The sequence below is a fragment of the Streptomyces sp. NPDC031132 genome (assembly GCF_055570595.1).
In genome coordinates this window covers 100,332-123,392 of sequence record NZ_JBVIGX010000021.1, presented here as the reverse complement: position 1 = coordinate 123,392, position 23,061 = coordinate 100,332, and the positions used below count along the sequence as shown (strand labels likewise).

Here is a 23,061-nt window from a genome sequence, read left to right as displayed (position 1 = left end):
CCCCCCCCCCCCCCCCCCCCCCCCCCCCCCCCCCCCCCCCCCCCCCCCCCCCCCCCCCCCCCCCCCCCCCCCCCCCCCCCCCCCCCCCCCCCACGGTCGTAGGGTGGCCGCATGCGGATGATCGTCCGGGGTGCCCGGCTGATGCACACTGACGGCCTGTACGACGTCGAGGTCGCCGAGGACGGCCGGATCGCACGGGTGGTCCCGTACGACGACCAGAAGGAGCCGCCGGCCACCGGCGTGCTGATCGAGGCGCACGGCGGGCTGCTGGCGCCGCCCTTCGTCGAGCCGCACATCCACCTGGACACGGCCCTGACCGCCGGCGAGCCGCGTCCGAACGCCTCAGGGACGCTGTGGGAGGGCATCGCCTGTTGGAGCGAGCGCAAGCAGACCCTGACCCGCGAGGACGTCGTCGCCCGGGCCACGGAGGTACTGCGCTGGCAGGCGGCCCAGGGCGTGCTGCACGTACGGACGCACTGCGACGTCACCGACCCGGCACTCACCGCGCTGGACGCGCTGCTGGAGGTCCGCGACCGGGTCCGGGAGTTCCTGACCCTGCAGATCGTCGCCTTCCCGCAGGAGGGCGTCGTCTCCTTCCCCGGCGGCGAGGCGCTGCTGCGCGAGGCGGTCGCACGCGGCGCCGACGTCGTGGGGGCGATCCCGCACTTCGAGGACACCCGCGAGGACGGGGTGGCGTCGCTGGGCATCGCCTTCGCCGTGGCCGAGGAGCACGGGTTGCGCGTGGACGCCCACTGCGACGAGATCGACGACGAGCAGTCCCGGTTCGTGGAGGTGCTGGCCGCGCTCGCGCTGCGCACGGGGCTGCGGGAGCGGGCGACGGCCTCGCACACGACGGCGATGGGCTCCTACGGCGGCGCGTACAGCTTCAAGCTCCAGCGGCTGCTGTCCCGTTCCGGAATCAACCTGGTCTCCAACCCCTTCGCCAACCTCAACCTCCAGGGCCGCTTCGACGACTACCCGAAGCGGCGCGGCCTCACCCAGGTCAAGGAGATGCTGGCGGCCGGGGTCAACGTGGCTTTCGGCCACGACGACGTGATGGACCCGTGGAACGCGCTCGGCACCGGCAACCCGCTCCAGACCGCCCTCGTCGGGCTGTACGCGGCGCAGCTCACGGGAGCGGAGGAGATCCCGGTGGCCTTCGAGATGGTGACGGAGCGCGCGGCGCGGGTGCTGGGGCTGACGGCCTCGGAGTACGGCATCGCGGAGGGCGCGCCCGCCTCCTTCGTGCTGCTGCCGGCCGAGACCCCCGCCGAGGCGCTCCGCCGCCAGGTCCGGCCGCGGTACGTGGTCTCGCGCGGGACGGTCCTCGCCGAGACGCGGCCGGTGCCGACCCGGCTGAACTGGCCGGGGGAGCCGCCGTCGGAGGTCGATTTCCGCCGGACGTAGGCTCACGCTCCATGACGCCATGGACATGTGACACCGCATCGGGCCGGGCGGCCCTGGAGATCGCCTCCGAGTACGCGGATGCGAGCCTGCTGAACCATTCGATCCGCTCGTACGCCTTCGGCGCGCAGTACGCGGCCCGGCACGGGATCGCGTACGACGAGGAGCTCTTCTACGTCAGCGCACTGGTCCACGACCTGGGGCTGACCGCGCCGTTCGACAGCCACGTGCTGCCCTTCGAGGAGGCGGGCGGGCATGTCGCCCGCGTCCTGACGGCGGGCCTGGGGTGGCCCGCGGACCGGCGCGCCCGGGCGGAGGAGGTGATCGTTCGGCACATGAGGGACGACGTCACCGCCGCCGAGGACGCCGAGAGCCACCTCCTCCAGGTCGGTACGAGCGCCGACGTCTCGGGGCTGCGCGTCGCCGAGTTCGACCAGGCGTTCACCGCGGAGCTGCTGGAGGCGCACCCCCGGCTGGACTTCGGCGCGAACTTCCTCGCCCTGGTGGAGGACCAGGCCGTCCGCAAGCCCGACTGTGCGGCGGCGGCCTATGTCGCCGGCGGCGCGGCGCAGCGGATCAAGGCCAACCCGCTCGACCGGCGGTAGCCTGCGCACATGTCGTGGGACTCGTGGGACGAGGACGGAACACCGCACCCGCTCGCACTGCGCCGTACCGGCCGCAGCGAGCAGGAGCCGGACCGGCTGCCCGAGGTCCGGGAGCTGGAGGTGCTCGGCTGGGAGCCCGCGCCCGAGGACATGCTGTGGGTGTTCCTCCCGTACGTGTGGCCCCCGGCGGCCCGGACCTGGATCCCGGACCGCTCCACCCACTGGGCGGTGGAGACCCGGCTGGACGGCCACGGGCACATCACCGACGTGGAGGCCGCCCCGCTCGCCGAGTCCGACCTGCACGACCTCGACTGGGAGGCCGAGGAGGTCCTCACCGAGCTCGGCCTCCCGCACCGGCCGCCGGGCCGCCTGTGGCTGCTGCGCCCGCTCGGCTCCCTCCCCACGGTCGGGGCGGTCCTCGACCGCCTCCGGGCGGTGGCGGAGGACCGCGGGGTGGAGGTCCGGGCCTCGGCCGCCTTTCTCGCCCTCACCCGGGCCGAACTCGCCGCGCTGACCGCCGAATCCGGGAGCGAGACGTAGGCCAGAACCGCGGCGCCCGCTGATCCGGCCCGCGGAATCCTCGCCCCCGGTGGCGAGAACCTGCACGCGTCCGTGCGCCGACGTTGCCTCCGCGGCGCTCACCGCGGGGCCTCCGCAGCGGCCGGGACGGGGCCGCTGCCACCGTGCGCCCGCGGATTGCAGCGGCTCGTCGGGCCCGTACCGCATTCTTGATGTTCTCCTTACAGACCTCATGGCGCCTGCGATGTAAAGGCCAATTCTCGCCACGCGTTGCTTCTGGACGCAGCTGAAGAAGCGTCAATATGCTGGCCTGCAAAGAAGTTCAAGAGTTGTGTAATGTGACTGACGTCGCATCATTCGGACTGCCGCGGCGTTAACGATCATTGCTAGAGTCCAAAAATGGCCAGCCGATTTTTCGGGTGTGCCGGAATTGGCCTCGGGATCGGAGATCACCTTTCCGAGGCGCGCCGCCCGTTCGGACTCCGTGGCGGCGACCCAAGTGGAACCAGAGCGCGCCGCCGGCCGATGATCTCGGTCGCGGCGGGCCGAGACGGGGAAGGGCCGTGCCTCATGACGTATGACACCTCCGGGGTAATCGCTGCGTTAGGGAGCCGCAACCTGCTCCCGGACGAGTACGAGACGGTGTTCGCGAGCGGCTCCCTGATCAGAGGCTGGGGCAACCCCACCAGTGACCTCGACGTCCACGTGGTCACCAAGGACGTCTGGGTCAGCACGATCGACGAGACCAACCACGTCGCGCTCGAACCGAACACGCTCCAGTACGAGGGCACGTTCGTCGACGGCCGTCGGTGGGACATCGAGTACTGGACGTCGTCCCAGCTCGAGCAGGTCCTCTCGAAGGTCTCCCAGGAGCAGTTCGCCGACGACCAGGGCACCTGGCGCACGCTGAGCTACCACGAGATCGCCATGCTGGAGCGGCTCCCGTACGCCGCGGCCGCCGATGACGGCGCCTGGCTGGCGGCCACCCGCGAGCGGCTCGCGGCCTCGGCCCACCGGTCGGTGCTGATCGTCAACTCGCTCAAGCAGGCGGACAGTTACACCGAGGACGCAGCCGGCCAGATCGCCCGGGGCGACCTGTACAGCGCGGTCATCGCGACCAAGAACGCCTTCAACCACGCCGTCGACGCGCTCCAGGCGAGCCTCGGCCAGTTCGGCAGCCTGTGGCCGAAGTGGCGGGCCCGGCGGATGGAGATCCTGAACCCCGGGCTGCTGCCGTTCGACGCGTACTGGGCCATCGAGACGATGCGCTCCTTCGACCCGGACAACCCGCAGAAGTGGGTCGAGGAGACCATCGCCGTCTGCCAGCGGATCTCCATGGAGGTGTCGGTCTGATGCCCGTCGACGAAACCCCGCTCGACAAGGGCCTGCAGGTGGGGCCCGGGTCGGTGGCCTCGCTCCCGCTGAACGTGAAGATCCGCAACCACCGCGGCACGACGGTGGTCGGCGGGTACGAGCACTTCTTCGAGCTGACCGCGTCCGCCGCCCACATCTGGCGGCAGATCGACGGAAAGCGCACCGTGAGCGACATCGCCGCGCTGATCGCCGAGGAATACGAGATCGATCAGGAATCCGTGGTGCAGGACATCGTCGAACTCTTCACGGAACTCGCGCAGCACGACGTCCTGAACATTGCGCAAGGCGATTCTCGGAGCTGAATTCCACAAGGGGCCACCGCCTCCTGCACATTTGCCCGTGGGTTTGAAATTTCGGGGGCATCACATGCTGGACGATCTCCAGTTCGATGTATTCGGTCCGCTGACCGTACGGCGGAACGGCGAGTTGTTAGAGATTCCTCAGGCGAAACACCGGGTCGTGCTGGCGGCCCTGCTGCTCCGCGCCAACCGCACCCTCACCGCGGAGGAGCTCATCCAGCAGCTGTGGGGCAGCGAACCCCCGCTGACCGCACGCAAGACGCTCCAGGGGTACATCGCCCGCCTGCGCAAGGTGCTGGGCGCCGACGTGGTCGTCAGCCGGGCCTCCGGCTACGCGATCGCGATCGACGGCGAGCGGCTCGACCTCGACCGGTTCAATCTCCTCCTGCACGAGGCGGAACTCAGCACCGAACCGGCCGAACGCGCCCGGCTGTTCCGGTCGGCCTTGGAGCAGACTCATGGCACCCCGCTCGTCGACATCCCCTCGGAATACCTCCACCAGGGCGACGGGGCGGCCTTGCTCGAACGCTGGTTGAATGCCACGGAAAGCTGGGCCGACGCCGAAATGGCGGTGGGGCGCTGCGCCGAGGTCCTGCCCCGGCTCAGGGCCCTCGTATCCGAACACCCCTTCAGGGAAAGCGCGTGGGGCCGGCTGATGACGGCCCTGTACAAGGCGGGCCGCCAGGGCGAGGCCCTCGCCACGTACCAGGAGGCCCGGCGCCTGCTGTCGGAGGAACTCGGCGTGGAACCCGGCGAGGAACTCCGCGTCGCCCACCGGCAGATCCTCGCCGGGCCCGCCGCCCGGTCCGACGGCGAGCCGGATCCGGCGCCGCGCGCCTTCGCCCCAGCCGGCAGCGGTGGCGGCAGCGGTGTCGGCGACAGCACGAGCGTGCGCCCCGGCGCCGGGGCCACCGACCGGGCGGCTGCCCCGTACACCCTCCCGCCGCGCCTCGCCGAGTTCGCCCGGCCCGGCATCGAGGCCGAGCTGATCCAGCGGCTGCGGGACGTCTCCCGGGACGGCGCGGAGCGCACCGTCCCGCAGACGCTCAACCTGTACGGGGCCGCCGGGGTCGGCAAGACCACCATGGCGGTCCGGGTCGCCCACGCCGTCAGCCCCGTCTTCCCCGACGGCCAGCTGTACGTCGAACTCCAGCGCGGGGACGGCTTCCGCGAGCCGGCGGACGTGCTCGGCGAGCTGGTGCGCGCGCTCGGGGTCGCCCCCGGCGCCGTGCCCGCGGAGTTCGCCGAACTGGTGGCCCTGTACCGGGGGCTGCTCTCCCACCGGCGGGTCCTGATCGTGCTGGACGGGGCGCGCGACGAGGCCCAGGTACGGCCGCTGCTGCCGGCCTCGCCGACCTGCGCGGCCGTGGTGACCAGCCTGGAGATGCTGTCCACCCTGGGCGGCACCCGGCACGTACGCCTCGGGCTGCTGTCGGCGGAGGAGTCCCGCGAGATCCTGGCCCGGATCGTCGGCCGCGAGCGGGTGGCGGCCGAGGAAGGGGCCGCGCAGGACCTGGTGCGGTACTGCGGGCGGCTGCCCCTGGCCATCCGGATCGTCGGCGCGCGGCTGCTGGAGCGGCCGCACTGGCGCCTGGAGACGCTCGCCCGGCGGCTGGAGTCGGACCGCAGAAGGCTCGACGAGCTGGTGGTCGGCGACCTCGGCGTCCGCGACAGCCTGGCGGTCGGCTACGCCGCCCTGGACGCCCCGGAGCGGAGGGCGTTCCGGCTGCTCAGCCTGCTGGAGATGGCCTCGTTCCCGGTACGGGTGGCCGCGGCCGCGCTGGGGCTGCCGGACGACCGCGCGGAGGAGACCCTCGAGCGGCTGACCGCACAGCACCTGCTGGACGCCGACTTCGTCAAGGGCAGCGGGGTGCGCTTCTCGTACCACCCGCTGGTCCGGCTGTACGCGCGGGAGCTCACGTTCGACGTGGACCCGATGCAGAGCCGGCACGGCGCGGTGCAGAACGCGCTGGCCGCCTGGTACACGAGGCCGGCCGGAGCGCTGGTGCCGCTGCGGGCCACGGCGTCGCCCGGGACCGGACCGGCCGTGCGCGCCGGCGCCGGGGCCGCCGTTCCCGCCGCCGCCCTGCCACCGGAGCTCGGCTTCACCGCCTGAGCCCCACGACCCCACGACACACCACGACCCTCACGAGCTCCACGTCCCGCACCGATCCCCACACCCCCCACGTCCCGTCCCCCGCCGTGCCGCCCGAGGTGTGCCACCCCTCGGCTCCCGGCCCACGGGGAGAGCCGAGGAGAACCGACCTTGATCGAACGCTATTCCACTCCGGAGATGGCCGCGCTCTGGACCGAGGAGCACAAGTACGAAACCTGGACGCGCGTCGAAGTGCTCGCGACCACGGCCCAGGTCGAACTGGGCGTCGTGGACCAGGGCAGCCTGGACGACATCCGCCGCGCCCCCGTCCCCGCCGTCGCCCGCATCCGGGAGCTGGAGCTCACCCGCGACCACGAGATCCTCGCCTTCCTCGCGGCCTACACGGAGACGATGCCGGCCGCTTCCGCGCGGTGGGTGCACCACGGGATGACGAGCTACGACCTCGTCGACACTTCCCTCGGACACATCCTGGCGCGCAGTTGCGACCTCGTGCTGAACGCCGCCCGTACGTTCGCCGAACTGCTCGTGGAGCGCGCCCTGGAGCACTGGGACACGGTGTGCATCGCCCGCACCCACGGCATCCACGCCGAGCCCACCACCTTCGGGCAGAAGCTCGCCGTGCACGCCTTCGCCCTGCACCGCAGCATCGCCCGGCTGACCGCGGCCCGCGCCGCCGTGGCCGTGGGCACCATCTCCGGCCCGGTGGGCACGTACGCGCACATCTCCCCGTACGTCGAGGAGTGGGTGTGCGGGCGACTCGGGCTCGGCGTCGAGTCGATGCCGACCCAGGTCGTGGCGCGCGACCGGCACGCCGAGCTGCTCTCCGCACTCGCCGTGACGGGGGCCGTCGTCGAGCAGTTCGCCCTCGAGATGCGGATGCTGCAGCGCACCGAGGTCGGGGAGGTCGACGAGCCGCGGACCAGCGCCTACCAGGGGTCGAGCGCGATGCCGCACAAGCGCAACCCGACGACGAGCGAGCGGCTGTGCGGCCTCGCCCGGATCCTGCGTTCCCACGCCGGGGCGGCCTACGAGAACGTCGCGCTGTGGCACGAGCGGGACCTCGCGCACTCCTCCGTCGAGCGCGTCATCCTGCCCGACAGCCTGACCGTGGCCCACTACCAGCTCGTCTCGGCCGCCGGGCTGCTGCGCGGGCTGCGGGTGTTCCCCGAGCGCATGGCACGCAACATCGACGCCACCCGGGGCCTGGTCTACAGCTCCGAGGTGTTCCTGGACCTGGTCGACCGGGGCCGGGAGCGCGAGGAGGCCTACCGGCTGGTCCAGGCCGCGGCCACCGAGGCGTGGGAGACCGGCACGAGCCTCGCCGAGGGCCTCGGCTCCCGCGGTGTGGACGTCACCGGTGAGCAAATGGACCCGCGGCGCTTCCTCGGCAACCGCGACCACCTGAAATCCCGACTGATCGAACTCAGCAAGGAGCTGCAAGACCATGTGGAAGTGTGAGCCCGTCGTCGGTGCCAGCCTCGACGTCACCGAAGTCACCGCCCTCTACCGCGCGTCCACCCTCGGCGAGCGCCGTCCCGTCGAGGACGTCGAGCGGTTCACCCGGATGCTCGCCGGTGCCAACCTCGTGATCACGGCCCGCCTCGACGGCCGGCTCATCGGCATCGCGCGCTCGATCACCGACGGCTCGTACGTCACGTACCTGAGCGACATCGCCGTGGACGCCGAGTTCCAGCGCCGCGGCGTGGGCCGGGACCTGATCCGGGCGACCCGGGAAGCCGCGCCGCAGGCGAAGCTCGTGCTGCTCTCGGCGCCCGCCGCCGTCGCGTACTACCCCCACATCGGGTTCACCCGCCACGAGTCCGCATGGACCCTCGATGCGCTCGGCTGAACCCGGGCCCCGCGGGGTCGGCCGCCCGTCCCCGATCCCGAACCGCCGTCGAATGACGTTCCGTAGGTGACGACAATGCAGCTGAAGACGCCCGGATTCGATGCCCAGGTCAAGGCGGCCGCCGAACGGGCCCGCGCCTGTGGCCTGGCCGCCGACGCGATACGGATAGCGGCCACCCTCGACGGGATGGTCCCCGAGCAGGTCGGCCGAGCGGCCATGGGGCTCGGTGAGCGCGTGTACACGGAGATCGCCGAGTCCCAGGTGGCCGGTTTCGCCCCGACCGGCGGCCCCGAGGACGGGGCCGGTGCCCAGGCCCGGGCCGAAGCCGGCGCCGGGGCGGAGAGCGGTGCCGAGGACCTGCTGGTGCTGACCGGGACCGGGCGGCTGCGCGTCGTCCCGGCCGGTACGCAGCCCGCCGGCGGCGAGGAGGGCGAGCCGCTCGGCACCCTCAAGTGGCAGTCCCGGCCCGAATCCCTGGGCAGGCTGTGGGCCCTGGCCCAGGACGTCCAGCGGCTGCAGTTCGAGGAGATCCACCGCTGGCTCGCACAGCAGGGCGCCGACTCGGTCCGCGAGCGGATCGACGCCGTCGCCCACGCGCTGGTCCACATGGCCCCCGTGCTGCTGTACGTCGGCGACCGCTTCTACAGCAACCTCGGCAAGTTCAGCAATCTGCCCGGGCGTTCCATGGGCCCCGGGGCCGAAGGATCCGTGCTCACCGCGCTCCGGGAGACCCCGGCCGCACGCTGGTCCCCCGAGGACGCCACCTTCGTCGTGTGCATGTACGCGCTCATCAGCTCGGGCTCCCCGGTCCGGGCCGAGGAGTTCAACGGGGTACAGCTGGCCCCGGACCGGCTGGCGGACTTCCTCCGCGAGCGCATCGAGGCGTACGGGGCCGAGCTCCCGGACCTCGCCGGCGAGCCGACGGGCGCCGCCCTCGACGCCCTGGCCGCCGCCTGCGCCGGCGGGCGGGCGGAGCTGTTACGCCGCGGCGCCGTGTTCTACCGCGAGATCAACGGCGCCTCCCTGCACAAACGGGAGCGGATCATGGCCGAGCCCCTCGGCTGGGACGAGCTCCCGGCGCCGGTGGCGGGCCTGCTCTCCGGCGCCGCGGGCCGGCCCTTCCCCGTCGCGGCCTCGCCCGAGACGGTCCGGGCGTACGCCGAGGAGGTCGTGGAGCGCGTCGTACGGCTGGCCCCGCCCGCCGGGTTCACCAGCGCGTACGAGGGATTCCTCCACCGGTTCTTCGAGACGCTGGCCGACGCCCTGGACTGCGACGTCGTGATGGGCCGCGGCCCCAAGAGCGTCGCCGTGCTGCACAGCGACCACCCGGCCGAGGACCGGATAGCCCTGGCCACCCGCGATTTCTACTGCTGCGTCGCACCCGGCGCCGCCTTCGCGCGGAAGTTCGCCGACGACCGGGCAGGCCTCGCCCGGACCCTCTCCGCGTACAGCGCACGGATGCGCTACAACACCTGGCACTACCTGCCGCACAGCATGTCCTGGACCGAGGAGTCCCCGGGCCGCGACGACTGGTTCTTCGCGCCCATGACGGCCGACATCACCAACTGGTCCGACCAGCACCACACGGGGCACGTCACCTTCGGCGTCCGGCACGCCCTGCGCGTCCCGCTCGGCATCGTGCTGGAGGGCGCGTACCGCCCCGGCCTGTACGACCTGCGGCTGCTGCGCACCTCCGGCGCCGAGTTCGAGCTGCCCCACCTGCGGGCGGCCATGGTGACGGGCCGGATCCAGGCGCTGCTGCACCAGGCGGCCGCCGACCGGGGGCTGGAGGTCGGCGACTTCGACAACGGCTGGTACCGGGCCTTCCATGGCGCCTGACCCGCAGTACGCCGACATCCGCAGCCTCCGCGCGGCGTACGGGGACGGCAGCCTGCTGCCCTCGGAGCACCTGGCCGCCACCTTCGCCCTGCTGGACCGGTGGGAGCCGGGCATCGGGGCCTTCCTGACCCTCGCCCGCGAGCGCGCCACGGCCGAGGCCGCGGCCGCGGACCGGCTGCTCCACCGGTACGGCAAGGCCGTCTGGGAGGACCGGCCGCTGCTCGGCATGCCCGTCTCGGTGAAGGACCTGACCCCGACGGAGGGCATCCGGACCACCCGGGGCTCCCTGCTGCACGCCGACACCGTGCCCGACCGGGACGCGCCGGCCGTGGCCCGGCTGCGGGCCGCGGGCGCCGTGGTCATCGGCAAGACCAACACCACCGAGGGCGGGTGGAGCGCCGCCGGGGTGAACCGGCTGCAGGGTCCGACGCGCAACCCGTGGGATCCCGCCCGCACCCCCGGCGGCTCCAGTGCCGGTGCGGCCGCCTCGGTGGCCGTGGGCATCGGCGTGGGCGCCACCGGCACCGACGGCGCCGGGTCGATCCGCATCCCGGCGTCGTTCTGCGGGGTCGTCGGGTTCAAGCCCTCGCTGGGTCGGATCCCGTACGTGCCGCAGAGTCCGGAGGAGCTGTCCCACCTGGGGCCGCTGACCCGGACGGTGGCCGACGCGGCCCTGCTCACGCAGGTGATGTCCGGCTACGACCCGGGCGATCCGCTGTCCTTCGGGGTCCCCGGCGCGCCGACCGGCGACCCGGAGGCCGCGGCCGGGCGGCTCCCGCGGCTGCGCATCGGCTGGATCCCCTCGCTGGGCGATCCCGCGCCGCAGCCCGGCATCGCGGCCGCCGCCCGGCGGGCGGTGGAGGCGCTGGCCGGCCGGGGGCACACGGTCGAGGAGATCCCGCCGCCGTTCGATGACCCGTACCCGGCGCTGGAGACGATCCTGGCCGGCTGGGAGGCGGCCGCCCACGCGCGCGACCTGGACGAGGTCGCAGGCCGCCTCGACCCCGGCCGGCTCGAGGTCATCCGGTACGGGCGCGGGCTGAGCGCCGCCCGGCTGGCCCGGGCGTACGAGGAGCGCGCCGTGCTGCGGGCCCGCAGCCAGGCCCTGATGGAGCGGTACGACCTGCTGGCCATGCCGACCGTGGCCATCGAGCCGTTCGCCGCCGAGCTCCACGAGCCGCCGGAACCGGTCCGCAAGGGCGCCCTGTCCTGGCTGGCGTGGGCGCCCGAGGCCTACACCTTCAACCTGACCGGCCAGCCCGCGGTGTCCGTCCCGGCGGGCCGCCTGCCCGGGGGCCTGCCCGTCGGCCTGCAACTGGTGGGCGGGCGCCACGAGGACCTGCGGGTCCTGGCCGCCGCGTACCAGGTGGAGCAGGCGCACCCCTGGCACCACGAGTACGCAGCACTCACCGCACCACGCCCGGAAACCGAAGGGGAACCGACATGACGAAGCCCACCACCGCGCGGGAAGCCGGCGAGCGCCGCTACGCCCGCTTCGCCACCGGCAGCGTCGGCTTCGTCGAGCGGCACGGCCTGTGGAACGCGGAGCAGCGGGCCGCGGCGGACGCCCTGGAGGAGACCCTGGCGGGGCTCGAGTTCGTCCGGGTCGGCTTCGGCGACCCGCACGGGCTGATGCGCTCCAAGACCCTGACGGTCGACGCCTTCCGCACGGCGCTGCGCAACGGCATCGACATGAGCCCCGGCCCGTTCGTCTTCGACACCGGGCACGCCGTGGGCGTCGACTTCTTCGCCCCCGGCGGCGGCATCGGCATCCCCGAGCTGACCGGCGCCGGAGACTTCCTGATCGTGCCCGACCCGCTCACCTTCAAGGTGCTGCCGTACACCGAGGCGGCCACCGGCTGGGTCATCGCCGACGAGTACCTGCGCGACGGCAGCGCCCACCCGCTCTCCAGCCGCGCCGTGCTGCGCCGCCAGTGCGCCCGGGCCGCCGGGCGCGGCCTGAGCTACGTCGTCGGCCTGGAGGTGGAGTGGTACGTGACCCGGCTGGCCGGCGCCCGGGAGCACGGCCCGGCGGCCGCCTCGGCCACGGCCGCCGCGGCGGTCGGCGGGTTCGGCGTGCAGGGCGAACCGCCCGCCGTCGAACCGGTCAACAGCGGCTACCAGTTCAACCTCGACACCTTCACCGACGGCCTGATGCACGTCGTCACCCCGCTGGCGCGCGCCCTGCGCGAGCTCGGCCTGCCGCTGCGCACCGTCGAGCACGAATCGGGGCCGGGCCAGCTGGAGTTCACCTTCAGCCCGATGAACGGCCTCGACGCCGCCGACGCCATGCTGCTCTTCCGTACGGTCGCCAAGCAGATCTGTGCCCGCCTCGGCCACCACGCCTCCTTCATGGCGCTGCCCCGGCTGGAGCGCTTCGACCCGAGCGGCTGGCACCTGCACCAGTCGCTGTTCGACACGGCGGCCGACCGCAACGTCTTCGTACCGCAGGAGGGCACGGCCCTGCTGTCGGACGAGGGGCTCGGCTACGTCGCCGGGCTGCTCGAACACGCCGCGGACATCGCGCTGTTCGCCATTCCGACCGTCAACGGGTACCGCCGGCTCGACGAGCAGTTCTCGCTCTCCCCGGACCGGGTCGTGTGGAGCGCCGAGAACCGGGGCGCCCTGGTCCGCGTGCTCGGCGGCCCCGGCGAGGAGTCCACGCACCTCGAGAACCGGATCGGCGAGCCCTGCGCCAACCCGTACCTCTACCTCGGCTCGCAGCTCGCCGCGGGCCTCGACGGCATCGAGCGCGGGCTGCGGCCGGGCGGTCTCGCGCAGGACCCGCACGCCCCCACGGCGGCGGCCCTGCCGCGCGACCTGGCCGAGGCGGTGGCCGCGGCGGAGGGCAGTGCCCTGGCCCGGGACCTGCTGGGCAAGCCGCTCCACGACTGCCTCGCGCAGCTCAAGCGCAGCGAGGTGTCCCGGTTCGGGGACTGGCTGGCCGCCTCGGGGCCCGCCGGGCCGGGCGAGACCACCGTATGGGAGCACCGTGAGTACTTCGGCGCCTACTGACGCAGGCCCGCCGGGGGACGGGTGGGGACCCCGCGGGACCACCGCATGACTTCCGTACGGCGACGGCCCGTGGCGGACCTTCCGAAGGGATTTGAACAGTGATCGTTGCGATGGACGGACCCGACGGCGCGGGCAAGAGCACGCAGGTCAAGCGACTGCGGAGCTGGGCCGAGAGCCAGGGCCTGTCGTTCCGCGTCGTCGGCAAATGGCAGGTCTTCGAGGAGGCGGAGGTACCGCAGGCCCGCTTCCTGCGCGGCACCTCCCTCGACGAACTGCGGGTCTGCATCGCCGAGATGCCGAACCCGGCCCGGATGCTCTTCCTCGGCTGGCTCAACACCCTGGCCGCGGAACGCGCCCGCGCCGCCGAGGCGGACCTCGTCGTCCTCGACGGCTACTGGGTCAAGCACGCCGCCACCGAACTGCTGGCGGGCTGCCCCCAGGCGCTCGTGGACGCGATCGTCGACGCCATGGCCCCGGTGGACACCGTCGTCTTCTTCGACGTCACGCCCGAGGAGGCGCTGCGCCGCAAGAAGGGCGACATCACCCCGTACGAATGCGGCCGGGACCCGCAGTGCCGGCCGGAGAGCTTCCTGGCGCACCAGACGGCCACCCGGGCGGTCATGCTCGACTGGGCGGCCCTGCGCGGCTGGGACGTCGTACGGGCGAACACCGCCGAGGCCGCGGCGCAGCAGCTGCGCAAGCTGCTCGCGCCCAAACTGGGGGTCGAGGTCAACCCCCGTCCCGCGGGGGCCGACGCCCCGGCCGGACACTGATGCCGGGTGACGGGCAGGGGCTGCGGCGCGGCCTGGCGGCCGCGCTGTTCGTCCGCTACCTCGGGGCGGGCAGCTGGGCACCCCTGCAAGTCCTGTTCTTCGTCCGGTCCGTGGGCCTGTCCACCGGCAACGTCGTCATGGGGCTGACGGCGGCCGGGCTGGCGGGCCTGGTCGCCGGGCCCGTCGTCGGCCGGCTCGCCGACCGGTTCGGGCCGCGCGAGGTGGGCATCGCCGGACTGGCCGCCCAGGCGGGCGCCGCGGGCGCGCTGCTACTGGTGGAGGGCATGCCCGGGTTCCTCGTGGTGATCACCCTGATCGCCCTGGGGCGCGGCGCGTTCCCCGCGATCAGCGGGGCGCTGATCGCGTACGTCGGCGGCGAGGACCGGGTCGCGTATCGGGCCCGGATCTACTCCCTGCAGAACCTCGCGATGGTCTCCGGCTCGCTGCTCGGCGGGCTGGCGCTGCAGGCCGACACCCGGACCGCCTATGTGATCGCGATCTGCGCCGACGTCGTCTCGTACCTGGTCGCCGCGCTGCTGGTGGCCCGGCTGCCGCATCTGCCGCCGGTGCCCAAGGAGCCGGGGGGCGGGCAGCGCTACGCCCTGGCCGACCGCCCGTTCCTCGCCGTCAGCATGCTCGCGGGGACCCTCGTCATGTTCGACGTCTTCATGACCGTGCTGATGCCGGTGTGGATCGCCGAGTACACGGACGCGCCGCGCTGGACGGTGTCGCTGGTCTTCGCGCTCAGCTGCGCGCTCGTGGTCCTGCTCCAGACCAAGGTCGCCAAGGGGGTCGAGACCCCGCACGACGGGGCGCTGGCCATGCGGCGCAGCGGTCCGGTCATCGCGCTGGCCATGGGGCTGGTCTTCGCCGCCGCGCACGTCCCGATGTACGCGGCGATGGGGCTGATCCTGATCGGCACGGCGGCGCTGACCTTCGGGGAGATGCTGTTCACGGCGGGGGAGTACGCGCTGTCGTTCGGGCTGGCTCCCGAGCACGCCCAGGGCGAGTACCAGGGCGTGTTCTCCGTCGGCGTCGGCATCGGCGGCGCCGTGGCGCCGGCCGTGCTGAACGCGCTGTGCCTGAGCGCGGGCCCGCTGGGGTGGGTCGCGCTCGTCGCCATCATCGTCACGGCCGGGGCGGCGGTGCCGCCGGTGGCGGCGATCGCCGAACGCGGCCGGGCCCTGCGCGAGAAGGACCGGGAGCCCAGACCGGCCGGGTGAGCGTCGCGGCCGGCCTGGGCCCGTCTTCGGGGTGCGGCCTACCGGCCGCGCGCGTCCACCAGCTGCGCCACCCGCGACTCGATCCCCGGGTCGTGGGAGGCGAACTCCGCGCGCCGTGCCTTCTCCTCGGCGCGTACGCGCTCCAGCACCGGCCCGGTCCACGGGGCGTCGAGGACGATGCCCCACAGGGGGCGGAGGCGTGCGGCCCGGGACACCTTGGCCTGGAAGGCGTCGCAGCTCAGGTCCACGGAGCGGTAGCCGTGGGCCGCCGCGTACTGCACGGCCTCGTAGTAGGTGAGGTTGAAGTACAGCTTGGCCTCGCGGGCGAGGGAGTCGTCCAGGCCGTGCGAGCGGGCGTACATGGTGTCCCCCCAGAAGAAGTACTGGGTGAAGCCCACCATCCGCTCGCCCTGGTAGGCGGCCAGGATCCGGCAGTTGTCGTCGAACAGCGTGGCCTGCTGGGCGAAGCGCTCCGACTCGCTCGCGTCCGTGACGGGATGGCCGTAGCGGATCAGCACCTGCGCGGAGAGCGGGCCGAGCAGCTGGTGGCACTCGGAGAGGCGCTTCACCTCGGTACGGCAGCCGGCGTCCGTGTAGCGGCGCATCTCCCGGCGGATGGACGTGAACTGGTGCGAGGTGAACCGCCTGCGGTACCCCTCCAGGCCGTCGGGGTCGACGGGCAGGACCGCGGTCGCGTCCATCATCACGACCTGGTCCCGTGGGCCCAGCAGCGGAAGCAGCCGCTCCACCGACTCGTCGGTGAGGTAGAGCAGGGCCGTCAGGGCGCCGTCGGCGGCGCCCAGGGCGCGGAAGCGGTCCAGTACGGTGCGCACGCCGGCCGTGGCGAGCGGCTCGGCGGTGCCCGGCGCGACGATCACCTCGCTGGTGTAGCCGAGGCGGGTGCCGCCGAGGAGCAGCGGGCGCTCGGGCGTGGCGGGCTCGGCGGCCCCGGGGAACAGGACGGCGGGATCGTAGAAGTGCGGGACCTTCCCGGTGAAGCGGTGGGTGGGCAGGCCGGCGACGTACGAGCCGCCGCTGGAGGCGACCAGGTGACGGGAGCCGGAGTCGTGCAGCTCCTCGCCGTAGAGCAGCCAGCGGTGGCTCGAGTAGAGGGCGGCGTCACCGGCGAGTGCGTTCCACTCGCCGACGTCCGCGTCGCGTATCGAGGCGAGCTCGACGAGCTCCGGGCCCTGCGGGTCCTGCGTACCGTCGGCCACGCCGTCCGTCCCTGCCGTCACGCTGTGCGTCCTTCCCGATCATGAACTGGTGCGCTGGTCATGCCGGTCAGCTTCACCCGGGCGCCCGGTCGAGGATGCGAAAGTCGGCCATTCCTTCGTCGATGCGCAGGTAGGCGAGCCGGGCGGCGGTCGCGCCGCGGCGGGCGTACATGCCGACGGCGGCGGCGGTGAGTTCCCCGGGGTCGGCCTGCGGGTCGGTCTCCAGGTGGTCCGACACGGTCGTCTGGACGAGGTCGGAGTCGGCGTCCACCGCCATGCGCTCGGTCAGCGTGACCGTGAGGCCGTATCCGTTCTCCGCGGCCCAGGCGCGCAGTTCGCCGTCGATGACGAGCTCCTGGCCGGCTTGGAGGAGGAGCCCGGTCAGATGGGCCGTTCCGCCCGCGCCCAGATGCCGGGGCAGTCCGGCGAGGACCCGGCGGCCGATGCTGAACCCGTCCTCGCCGCCTTCGTGGGCGGCCTCCTCGCCGTGGGCCGAGAGGGTCGGCAGGAACGGGATGTTGGCGATGACGCGGTCGTACGGCTCCACCCCGGCCGGGAGCGGGTCGTACAGGTCGCCGACGAGGACGTCGATCCGGTCGTCCATCCCGTTGATCTCCGCGTTGAGCCGGGCCACTTCGGCCGTTTCGGGCAGCAGCTCCACCAGCGTGGCCCCGGCCCCCCGCTGCGCTGCGACCAGTCCCTGGAAGCCCGGCCCGGAGCAGAGGTCGAGGACGCGGTCCCCGGCCCGGCAGCCGGAGCGCCGGGCCAGGGCGACGGAGTCCCGGCCGAAGTAGTGGCGTACGGGGAACGGACTCGGCGGCTCCGCGAAGAGCCACACCCCGGCGGAGCGGAACAGGCTGACGTCGACCAGCCGGACCTCGTCCCCGCGCTGGACGGCGACGCCCCTCTTGACCAGGGCGGACAGCACCTCCGCGAGGGCGGGCGGCAGCCGGTCGGCCGCCAGGGGCTCCCCGAGCAGCAGGAAACCGGCGAGGGCGCGCAGCTCCCCGTCGAGGCCGCGGGTGGCGGCGGCCCACTGGAGGCGGTCCACCGAGTCCCCGGGGAAATCGGCCAGGAACTCGGCCAGCCCGGACCGTTCGAGCGCGGTGACGAACCGCGTCACAGGACGGCCCCGGCCCCGGCCGTGCCGCCGCCCGCAGCCGCGCCCGCTCCCGCGTCTTCATCCGGGAGCCCGATCCAGGTGCGGAGCATCAGCCGGCCGCCGTCGACCGGCTTCTCTTCGTCGAACGCGGTCCGGCCGTGCACGATCGACCGGTTGTCGATGAAGATCATCTCGCCGGGCGCCAGCCGCCCGTGCGTCTGCAGATCGCGCCGGTCCAGCAGCGAGTCCAGCAGGTCCAGCGCCTTGACCTGCTCGGGCGTCAACTGCGGTACGTGCGGGTGCCGGTGCCCGATCTCGATGTAGTCCCGCAGGTAGTACATGCGCTCCCGGCCGCCCCTGAACTCCAGGACGGGACGCTCGGTCGTCAGCGGCACCCCCGGGGTGTCGTCCCGGGTGTCGAAGTGGACGGGCAGCCGCAGCGCCGCGAGCTCCTCGGGGTGGGCCCGCAGGATCTCCAGCAGATCGCTCACGTGCACCGTGACCAGCGCTCCGCCGCTGGAGGCCTGCCGGAAGCAGAACAGCGTGAAAATGTCCGGAAGCCGCCCCGGCCGGTGCGCCGCGTCCGTGTGCAGGCTGCCGCCCTGCCGGCTGTCCGAGTAGCGGCCGGTCGCACCCTCGCCGAGCCGCACCCCCCGGTCCCGTACGTCCCGCAACAGGGCTCCCGCACCGTCCTGCGGCAGCAGGTCCCCGGCCAGCCGGGAGACCGCCACCGTGAACCGGCGCGCCTGCTCCTCGGTGAGGTGGTCCAGGCCGCCGAGCACGAAGTACCCGGGCCGGGCGTCGAGGTGGCGCCGTACGTACTGCCGGATGGCCTCCCCGAACTCCCGGTACCAGTCGGCGCGTACGTCGCCCTCCCCGCTCTCGGCGACGGCCGTCGCCAGCGCGCGGTCGACGGGGTGGCGGACGGTCGAGAACGGATCGTTGCTGTTCATTCAGACTCCCAAGGCCTGGCTGCCGAGACGCTCCGGGACCAGTCCCGAACCGCGCAGCCACACGGCTATCTCTTCCGCGCAGTGCGCGACCCCCGAAACCCCGCTGCCCGCGACGGCCCGGAGCACCGCCCCGGCGGCCGCGCCGCGGCTGTCACCGCAGGCCAGGACCTGGGTGACGATGTTGTCGAGCACGACCGGCCTGCGCAGGTCGAGGGCGCAGTTGTACGTCACCCCCGGCTCCGGGGCCAGCTCCAGGGCGGTGATCAGGCCGGGCGCCCCGCCCGCCGCCGGCTCGATGAACAGGCGGGCCTCCAGACAGTGCGTGTCCCGGTCGACGCGGATGCGGCCGGGACCGGGCACCGCGCCCTGCGCCAGCTCCATCTGGAGGGCCACCACGTCCAGGCCGGTCTGCGCCTCGCACATCCGGTAGGCCAGCGGCAGCCGGCCGTTGACCTCCAGGAAGTAGTGGCCGCGGGCGCCGACGATGAACTCGACCGTCGCCACCCCCCGCAGCCCCATCCCGGTGACGAGCCGGGCCGTGTCCCTGCGCATCCGCTCCAGCAGCTCCGGCGCCACGCCCTGGACCGGGGAGGCCTCCAGCAGCTTCATGCTGCCGTCGACCAGCAGGCTCTCCCGCTCGCCGAGCGGGTGCACGGTCCCGGCGTCGTCGACGGCGACGGTGACCCCGACCACCCGGCCCTGCTCCACGTACCGCTCGGCGTACCAGTCGGTGCCCTCGCCGCCGGCCGGGCCCGCGTGCCCGCCCGAGTCGTCCCTGTCCTCGTCCTCGGCGATCAGGGCGAGTGCCTGCTCCGCCTCGGCCTCGGTCTGCACGATGCGCACACCGAGGCCGCCGCAGCCGGTGACCGGCTTGAGGATCACGGGCAGCCCGATCTCCTTGACCAGCCCGGCTATCTGCCGGTGCCCCGTCGCGTGCGGCAGTACGGGCAGGCCGAGCCGGTCGGCGGTGGCGACCGCGTGGTCCTTGTCGCGGGCCGCCGCGAGCACCTCGGCCGTCGGCCCTATGAAGGCGATCCCGGCCTCGGTGAGCTGCCGGGGCAGCTCCGGATCCTCCGCAAGAGCCCCGTAGCCCGGGTAGACCGCGTCGGCGCCGCAGCGCCGGGCCGCCTCGACGATCCGGCCCACGTGGTCGTACGTCTCCGCCAGCCCGGTGCCCTCGAGGTACTCGCACCCGTCCGCGGCGAGCGTGTGCAGCCGCTGGGGGTCCGACAGGGCGACGACGGCGATCGGTGACCATCCCAGCGTGCGGAAGGTGTCGACGGCCCGGGCCGCGATCGCACCGCGGTTGGCGATCAGGACTCTTTTCATGGCCTGCTCTCAGCCTTCTCTCAGTGGTCGGGATGCGGCCGGCCGAGCGCCCGGTAGTGCGTGACCAGCCGCCGCCGGTCGTCGAGCACGTGGAAGGCCAGCGCCGGGGCCAGCTCGTAGTCCACGGCGGGCCGGCCCTCGAAGGGCAGCGGCACGGTCGACGCCACCCCGGGCGCCACCAGCAGCGGAAGGCCCGCGAACGTCGTGGCCGCGGCGACGTGCGCATGACCGCACAGCAGGGCCACGACCTGCGGGTGCCGTTCCAGCACCGCGGCGAGGCGCTCCTCGCCGAACTGCCGGACCCGGTCCACGTACGGGGTGTGCAGGTCGACCGGCGGGTGGTGGAAGCAGACGAAGACCGGCAGTTCGCCGCCCTCGGCGGTCAGCGTCTCGTCGAGCCACCGCAGGGTGAGGTCGCTGAGAAGGCCCTCGTCGCTGCCCGGGATCGTCGAGTCGCACAGGACGAAGACGGCTCCGGGCGTACGGACGACCTGGTTCAGCTCCTCGTCCCCGGGCGCCGCGTCGAGCAGTCCGGTACGGAACGCACCGCGCTCGTCGTGGTTGCCGGGCAGCACCAGCACCGGGTACGGCAGGTCGAACAGCTTGCGGGCCTGCGCGTACTCGTCCGCCGTGCCGTGGTCGGCGATGTCCCCGGAGACGAGGACGGCGTCGAGGGGACCGGGGAGGTCGCGCAGGTAGTTCATGACCGTCAGCGCGCGCTGCGTGGCGCGTTCCGAGAGGTCCAGGTGCAGATCGCTGACGTGGGCGATGACGGTGGTCACGGCAGGTCGTCCTTCCGGGATGCGGTCGCCGCGGCCTGGAAGCGGGCCCTGACCTCGGCGTTGGTGTGCGCCGACGTTACCCGCGGAGGGGTGGCCCCACCCCTGCCGATGTGCAGGGCCACCAGGTGCGGGCCGGGCAACCCCTCGATCTCGGCCATGTGCGCGGTGACTTCCTTGGCCGAGCGGCAGACCCGTCCCGTGCGGTACCCGGCCGCGAGCGCCAACTCGTCCCAGCGCATGGCCATATCGCGGGTGCGCTGGCCGCCGGTGGAGTCGTACGCGCCGTTGTCGAGCACGAAGTGGGTCAGGTTCGCGGGGCGCCGCTCGCCGACGAGCGCGAGCCCGCCGAGGTGCATGACCGCCGCGCCGTCGCCGTCGATGACCACGACCTGCTGGTCGGGGCGGTTCAGGGCCGTGCCCAGGCCGAGCCCGATGGCGTGCCCCATGGAGCCCTGCATGTAGAAGTTCCGCGGGTTGTCGACGATCCCGAACAGCTCCCGGCTGATCATTCCGGTGGTGCTGTAGACCAGCGCGCCGCCCAGGTGCCCGGCGATGGCGGACACCGCTTCCCGCCGGTCCATCTGCGCGTCCGAGGCGGGCGCCGGCACCGGGTGGGCGTCGACGGTCTTCGCCGGTACGAGCACGACGAACGACCGGTTCTCGCGGCGGGCCTCCTCCGCGCGGTCGAGGAGCCCGCCCAGGCTCTCCTCGGACGGGTCGAGGATGCCGTGGGCGACCCCGACGGACTCCAGTACGCCGATGGTCCCGGCGCCCATGGCCGCGTGGTGCGGCTCGTCGTCCTCGGCGTTCGGCCAGCCCCGCAGGCTGACGAAGAGCAGCAGCGGGATCTCGTACGCCATGGTGAGCGAGGTGAGCGGGTCGAGGAGGTTGCCCAGCCCCGAGTTCTGGGCCAGCACCACGGCCCTGGTCCCGCCCAGCTCGGCGCCGGCCGCCATGGACAGGGCGATGCCCTCGTTGGGCGCCGGTACGTAGCTGCCGCGCTGCTCCAGCAGCGCGAACGGGCCCTTGAGGAAGGAGCACGGCACCCCGCTGAAGAACCCGTACCCGCGGCGGTCCAGCTCCGCGCAGAAGAACTCGGCGCTGATCATGCGCTCCACTCCTCCCACCGGTTGACCTGCGTGAGACCGAACAGCTCCTTCATCGGGGCGATGGCGTCCTCGACCCCGCCGGTCCCGCCCTGCAGCCGGATCTCCCCGAGGACGTCGCGCATGGCGGAGACCGAGGCGCGCAGCGCGTGGTTCGCGTAGATCACCATCGAGACGCCCGCCGCCTGCGCCTCGGCGAGGTCCCAGTGCGGATAGGTGGTCGGTACGACGACCACGGGCGTACGGGCCTGCCAGACCTGGAGGAACTCCAGGATCTCGGCCGGCGTGGACTCCTTGGAGTGGATCAGGATGGCGTCGGCGCCCGCGTCCGCGTACAGGTGGGCGCGGCGCAGTGCCTCGGCGAGCCCGGCCCCGGCGATGAGCGCCTCGACCCGGGCGACGACGGTGAAGTCCCCGGTGGTGCGGGCCCGTACGGCGGCCTGGATCCGGCCGGCGAACTCGCCCGCGTCCTCCAGGTTCTGGCCGCCGCCGAGGAAGCTGTTCCGCTTGGGGAACACCTTGTCCTCGAGGCAGATGCCGCCGATGTCCGCCGCCTCGAACTGGCGGACCGTACGGACGACGTTGATGTTGCCGCCGAAGCCGGTGTCGCAGTCCGCCAGCAGCGGCAGCGAGGTCGCCTGGTTCACGTGCGAGGAGGCTTCGAGCAGCTCGGACATGGTCAGCAGGCCCAGGTCCGGCAGGGCCCGGGACGCGGAGATCTCGAAACTCGACGCCCACAGGCCGTCGAAGCCCGCCTCCTCGACGAGCAGGGCCGTCAGTGCGTCCCTGGATCCGACGATTCGCGCTATCTCTTTGCGCTCCAGTAATTCGCGCAGTCGCGCCGCCTTCGACACTATTCCCCGGCCCTCTGCGCGAAGCGGCCGTGGTTGGTGCCGGCCACGTCCTCCCCGGGCAACTCGAAGACGCAGTGCCAGTGGAAGGATCCCGGCTTGGCGTGCTCGGCGTCGGTGGCGCTGAGCAGCCGGAATCCCGCGTGCAGGCGCAGCAGGTCGGCCGCGTCCACGTACATGTGCGGGTGCACCTTGTCGTCGGTGGCCTCGGGCTGGCGGAAGGTGTTGGGGCTGACCTCGTTGCCGCGCCCGTACTCGCCGTTGCGCTTGGAGAGCATCGTGGACTGGTAGACGCCGCCCGGGCGCAGCACGCGCCGGACCTCGTCGAGGACCTTGGCGAGGCCGGCCTCGTCGTTGTGGTAGACCACGTTGAAGGCGAGGACGTAGTCGAAACTGTCGTCCGCGTACGGAAGTTCGCCGAAGTCGCCGACATCGAGGCCGACCTGCACCCCGCGCTTGACGCTCTCGTCCCGGGCCGCCAGGACGGCCGCCTCGCTGGCGTCGGTGCCGGAGCTGGTGAACCCCGCCTCCGCGAACCAGAGGGCGTGCCGGCCGACGCCGCAGCCGAGGTCCAGTACGTCCACGGCGCCGAGCTTCTGCAGCCGGGCGGCCTCGTCCACGACCCACGGGTGCGGCCGCGACCAGTCGCCTGTGCGCCCGCTGTCGGTGCGCCAGACCTCGTCCCAGTAGAGATGGGCTGTCATC

The 23,061-nt window shown here is 73.1% G+C and carries 21 protein-coding genes; 13 read left to right on the top strand and 8 right to left on the bottom strand.

The features are described 5' to 3' along the window. Window positions 1-111 precede the first annotated feature (111 nt). From codA to ACZ49B_RS26825, 13 genes are all read left to right on the top strand, one after another. Window positions 112-1,407 carry a cytosine deaminase gene (gene codA, locus ACZ49B_RS26885; protein WP_468310716.1) on the top strand — a complete coding sequence of 432 codons (1,296 nt, stop codon included), beginning with the start codon at window positions 112-114 and terminating at the stop codon, window positions 1,405-1,407. A gap of 11 nt (window positions 1,408-1,418) precedes the next feature. Continuing rightward, window positions 1,419-2,009, top strand: coding sequence for an HD domain-containing protein (locus ACZ49B_RS26880; protein ID WP_468310713.1), 591 nt, complete (start codon window positions 1,419-1,421; stop codon window positions 2,007-2,009). Between the two features lie 9 nt (window positions 2,010-2,018). After that, on the top strand, window positions 2,019-2,549 hold the full coding sequence (locus ACZ49B_RS26875; RefSeq protein WP_468310710.1) for a DUF5956 family protein: 531 nt from the start codon (window positions 2,019-2,021) through the stop codon (window positions 2,547-2,549). A gap of 549 nt (window positions 2,550-3,098) precedes the next feature. Continuing rightward, window positions 3,099-3,881: a hypothetical protein gene (locus tag ACZ49B_RS26870; protein ID WP_468310707.1), complete on the top strand. Its 783-nt coding sequence runs from the start codon at window positions 3,099-3,101 to the stop codon at window positions 3,879-3,881. Continuing rightward, window positions 3,881-4,204, top strand: a complete 324-nt coding sequence (locus tag ACZ49B_RS26865; RefSeq protein WP_468310704.1) for a PqqD family protein — start codon at window positions 3,881-3,883, stop codon at window positions 4,202-4,204. The genes ACZ49B_RS26870 and ACZ49B_RS26865 overlap by 1 nt, the downstream gene beginning before the upstream one ends. A 64-nt stretch (window positions 4,205-4,268) precedes the next feature. Beyond that, complete coding sequence (locus ACZ49B_RS26860; RefSeq protein ID WP_468310701.1) at window positions 4,269-6,317, top strand: AfsR/SARP family transcriptional regulator; 2,049 nt, start codon at window positions 4,269-4,271, stop codon at window positions 6,315-6,317. Window positions 6,318-6,467: 150 nt separating this feature from the next. Continuing rightward, a complete protein-coding gene (gene purB, locus ACZ49B_RS26855; RefSeq protein ID WP_468310699.1) occupies window positions 6,468-7,775 on the top strand; it encodes an adenylosuccinate lyase in 1,308 nt (435 codons plus the stop codon). Then, complete coding sequence (locus ACZ49B_RS26850; protein ID WP_030299240.1) at window positions 7,762-8,166, top strand: GNAT family N-acetyltransferase; 405 nt, start codon at window positions 7,762-7,764, stop codon at window positions 8,164-8,166. The genes purB and ACZ49B_RS26850 overlap by 14 nt, the downstream gene beginning before the upstream one ends. Before the next feature lie 66 nt (window positions 8,167-8,232). Further along, window positions 8,233-10,005, top strand: a complete 1,773-nt coding sequence (locus ACZ49B_RS26845) for a hypothetical protein (RefSeq protein WP_468310696.1) — start codon at window positions 8,233-8,235, stop codon at window positions 10,003-10,005. Beyond that, window positions 9,995-11,452 carry an amidase gene (locus ACZ49B_RS26840; RefSeq protein WP_468310692.1) on the top strand — a complete coding sequence of 486 codons (1,458 nt, stop codon included), beginning with the start codon at window positions 9,995-9,997 and terminating at the stop codon, window positions 11,450-11,452. The genes ACZ49B_RS26845 and ACZ49B_RS26840 overlap by 11 nt, the downstream gene beginning before the upstream one ends. After that, a complete protein-coding gene (locus ACZ49B_RS26835) occupies window positions 11,449-13,020 on the top strand; it encodes a glutamine synthetase family protein (RefSeq protein ID WP_468310689.1) in 1,572 nt (523 codons plus the stop codon). The genes ACZ49B_RS26840 and ACZ49B_RS26835 overlap by 4 nt, the downstream gene beginning before the upstream one ends. Before the next feature lie 110 nt (window positions 13,021-13,130). Further along, window positions 13,131-13,793 carry a thymidylate kinase gene (locus tag ACZ49B_RS26830; protein WP_468310686.1) on the top strand — a complete coding sequence of 221 codons (663 nt, stop codon included), beginning with the start codon at window positions 13,131-13,133 and terminating at the stop codon, window positions 13,791-13,793. Further along, window positions 13,793-15,016 carry an MFS transporter gene (locus ACZ49B_RS26825; protein ID WP_468310683.1) on the top strand — a complete coding sequence of 408 codons (1,224 nt, stop codon included), beginning with the start codon at window positions 13,793-13,795 and terminating at the stop codon, window positions 15,014-15,016. Before ACZ49B_RS26830 ends, ACZ49B_RS26825 begins: the two co-directional genes overlap by 1 nt. A gap of 38 nt (window positions 15,017-15,054) precedes the next feature. Here ACZ49B_RS26825 and ACZ49B_RS26820 read toward each other — a convergent pair whose 3' ends face one another. From ACZ49B_RS26820 to ACZ49B_RS26785, 8 genes are read right to left on the bottom strand one after another with little or no spacing between them, the layout of a single operon-like run. Beyond that, a complete protein-coding gene (locus tag ACZ49B_RS26820) occupies window positions 15,055-16,254 on the bottom strand; it encodes a GNAT family N-acetyltransferase (protein WP_468310680.1) in 1,200 nt (399 codons plus the stop codon). A gap of 52 nt (window positions 16,255-16,306) precedes the next feature. After that, window positions 16,307-17,356 carry a methyltransferase gene (locus ACZ49B_RS26815; protein WP_468310679.1) on the bottom strand — a complete coding sequence of 350 codons (1,050 nt, stop codon included), beginning with the start codon at window positions 17,354-17,356 and terminating at the stop codon, window positions 16,307-16,309. Then, entirely contained in the window at window positions 17,353-18,288 is a 936-nt protein-coding gene (locus ACZ49B_RS26810) for a TauD/TfdA family dioxygenase (protein ID WP_468310676.1), read from the bottom strand. Before ACZ49B_RS26810 ends, ACZ49B_RS26815 begins: the two co-directional genes overlap by 4 nt. Continuing rightward, a complete protein-coding gene (locus ACZ49B_RS26805) occupies window positions 18,289-19,617 on the bottom strand; it encodes a biotin carboxylase N-terminal domain-containing protein (RefSeq protein WP_468310673.1) in 1,329 nt (442 codons plus the stop codon). A gap of 20 nt (window positions 19,618-19,637) precedes the next feature. Further along, window positions 19,638-20,399 carry a metallophosphoesterase gene (locus tag ACZ49B_RS26800; RefSeq protein ID WP_468310670.1) on the bottom strand — a complete coding sequence of 254 codons (762 nt, stop codon included), beginning with the start codon at window positions 20,397-20,399 and terminating at the stop codon, window positions 19,638-19,640. Then, window positions 20,396-21,508: a phosphonopyruvate decarboxylase gene (gene aepY, locus ACZ49B_RS26795; protein WP_468310667.1), complete on the bottom strand. Its 1,113-nt coding sequence runs from the start codon at window positions 21,506-21,508 to the stop codon at window positions 20,396-20,398. The genes ACZ49B_RS26800 and aepY overlap by 4 nt, the downstream gene beginning before the upstream one ends. After that, the gene (locus ACZ49B_RS26790) at window positions 21,505-22,359 is read right to left on the bottom strand and encodes an isocitrate lyase/phosphoenolpyruvate mutase family protein (protein ID WP_468310664.1); all 855 of its coding nucleotides are present in this window, start codon (window positions 22,357-22,359) and stop codon (window positions 21,505-21,507) included. Before ACZ49B_RS26790 ends, aepY begins: the two co-directional genes overlap by 4 nt. Further along, entirely contained in the window at window positions 22,359-23,060 is a 702-nt protein-coding gene (locus tag ACZ49B_RS26785; protein WP_468310661.1) for a class I SAM-dependent methyltransferase, read from the bottom strand. Before ACZ49B_RS26785 ends, ACZ49B_RS26790 begins: the two co-directional genes overlap by 1 nt. Window position 23,061 lies beyond the last annotated feature (1 nt).

Coding starts and splice junctions, on each gene's coding strand:
- codA (WP_468310716.1), top strand. CDS start 112: ATGCGGATGATCGTCCGGGGTGCCCGGCTGATGCACACTGACGGCCTG.
- ACZ49B_RS26880 (WP_468310713.1), top strand. CDS start 1,419: ATGACGCCATGGACATGTGACACCGCATCGGGCCGGGCGGCCCTGGAG.
- ACZ49B_RS26875 (WP_468310710.1), top strand. CDS start 2,019: ATGTCGTGGGACTCGTGGGACGAGGACGGAACACCGCACCCGCTCGCA.
- ACZ49B_RS26870 (WP_468310707.1), top strand. CDS start 3,099: ATGACGTATGACACCTCCGGGGTAATCGCTGCGTTAGGGAGCCGCAAC.
- ACZ49B_RS26865 (WP_468310704.1), top strand. CDS start 3,881: ATGCCCGTCGACGAAACCCCGCTCGACAAGGGCCTGCAGGTGGGGCCC.
- ACZ49B_RS26860 (WP_468310701.1), top strand. CDS start 4,269: ATGCTGGACGATCTCCAGTTCGATGTATTCGGTCCGCTGACCGTACGG.
- ACZ49B_RS26850 (WP_030299240.1), top strand. CDS start 7,762: ATGTGGAAGTGTGAGCCCGTCGTCGGTGCCAGCCTCGACGTCACCGAA.
- ACZ49B_RS26840 (WP_468310692.1), top strand. CDS start 9,995: ATGGCGCCTGACCCGCAGTACGCCGACATCCGCAGCCTCCGCGCGGCG.
- ACZ49B_RS26835 (WP_468310689.1), top strand. CDS start 11,449: ATGACGAAGCCCACCACCGCGCGGGAAGCCGGCGAGCGCCGCTACGCC.
- ACZ49B_RS26830 (WP_468310686.1), top strand. CDS start 13,131: ATGGACGGACCCGACGGCGCGGGCAAGAGCACGCAGGTCAAGCGACTG.
- ACZ49B_RS26825 (WP_468310683.1), top strand. CDS start 13,793: ATGCCGGGTGACGGGCAGGGGCTGCGGCGCGGCCTGGCGGCCGCGCTG.
- ACZ49B_RS26810 (WP_468310676.1), bottom strand. CDS start 18,288: ATGAACAGCAACGATCCGTTCTCGACCGTCCGCCACCCCGTCGACCGC.
- ACZ49B_RS26805 (WP_468310673.1), bottom strand. CDS start 19,617: ATGAAAAGAGTCCTGATCGCCAACCGCGGTGCGATCGCGGCCCGGGCC.
- aepY (WP_468310667.1), bottom strand. CDS start 21,508: ATGATCAGCGCCGAGTTCTTCTGCGCGGAGCTGGACCGCCGCGGGTAC.
- ACZ49B_RS26785 (WP_468310661.1), bottom strand. CDS start 23,060: ATGACAGCCCATCTCTACTGGGACGAGGTCTGGCGCACCGACAGCGGG.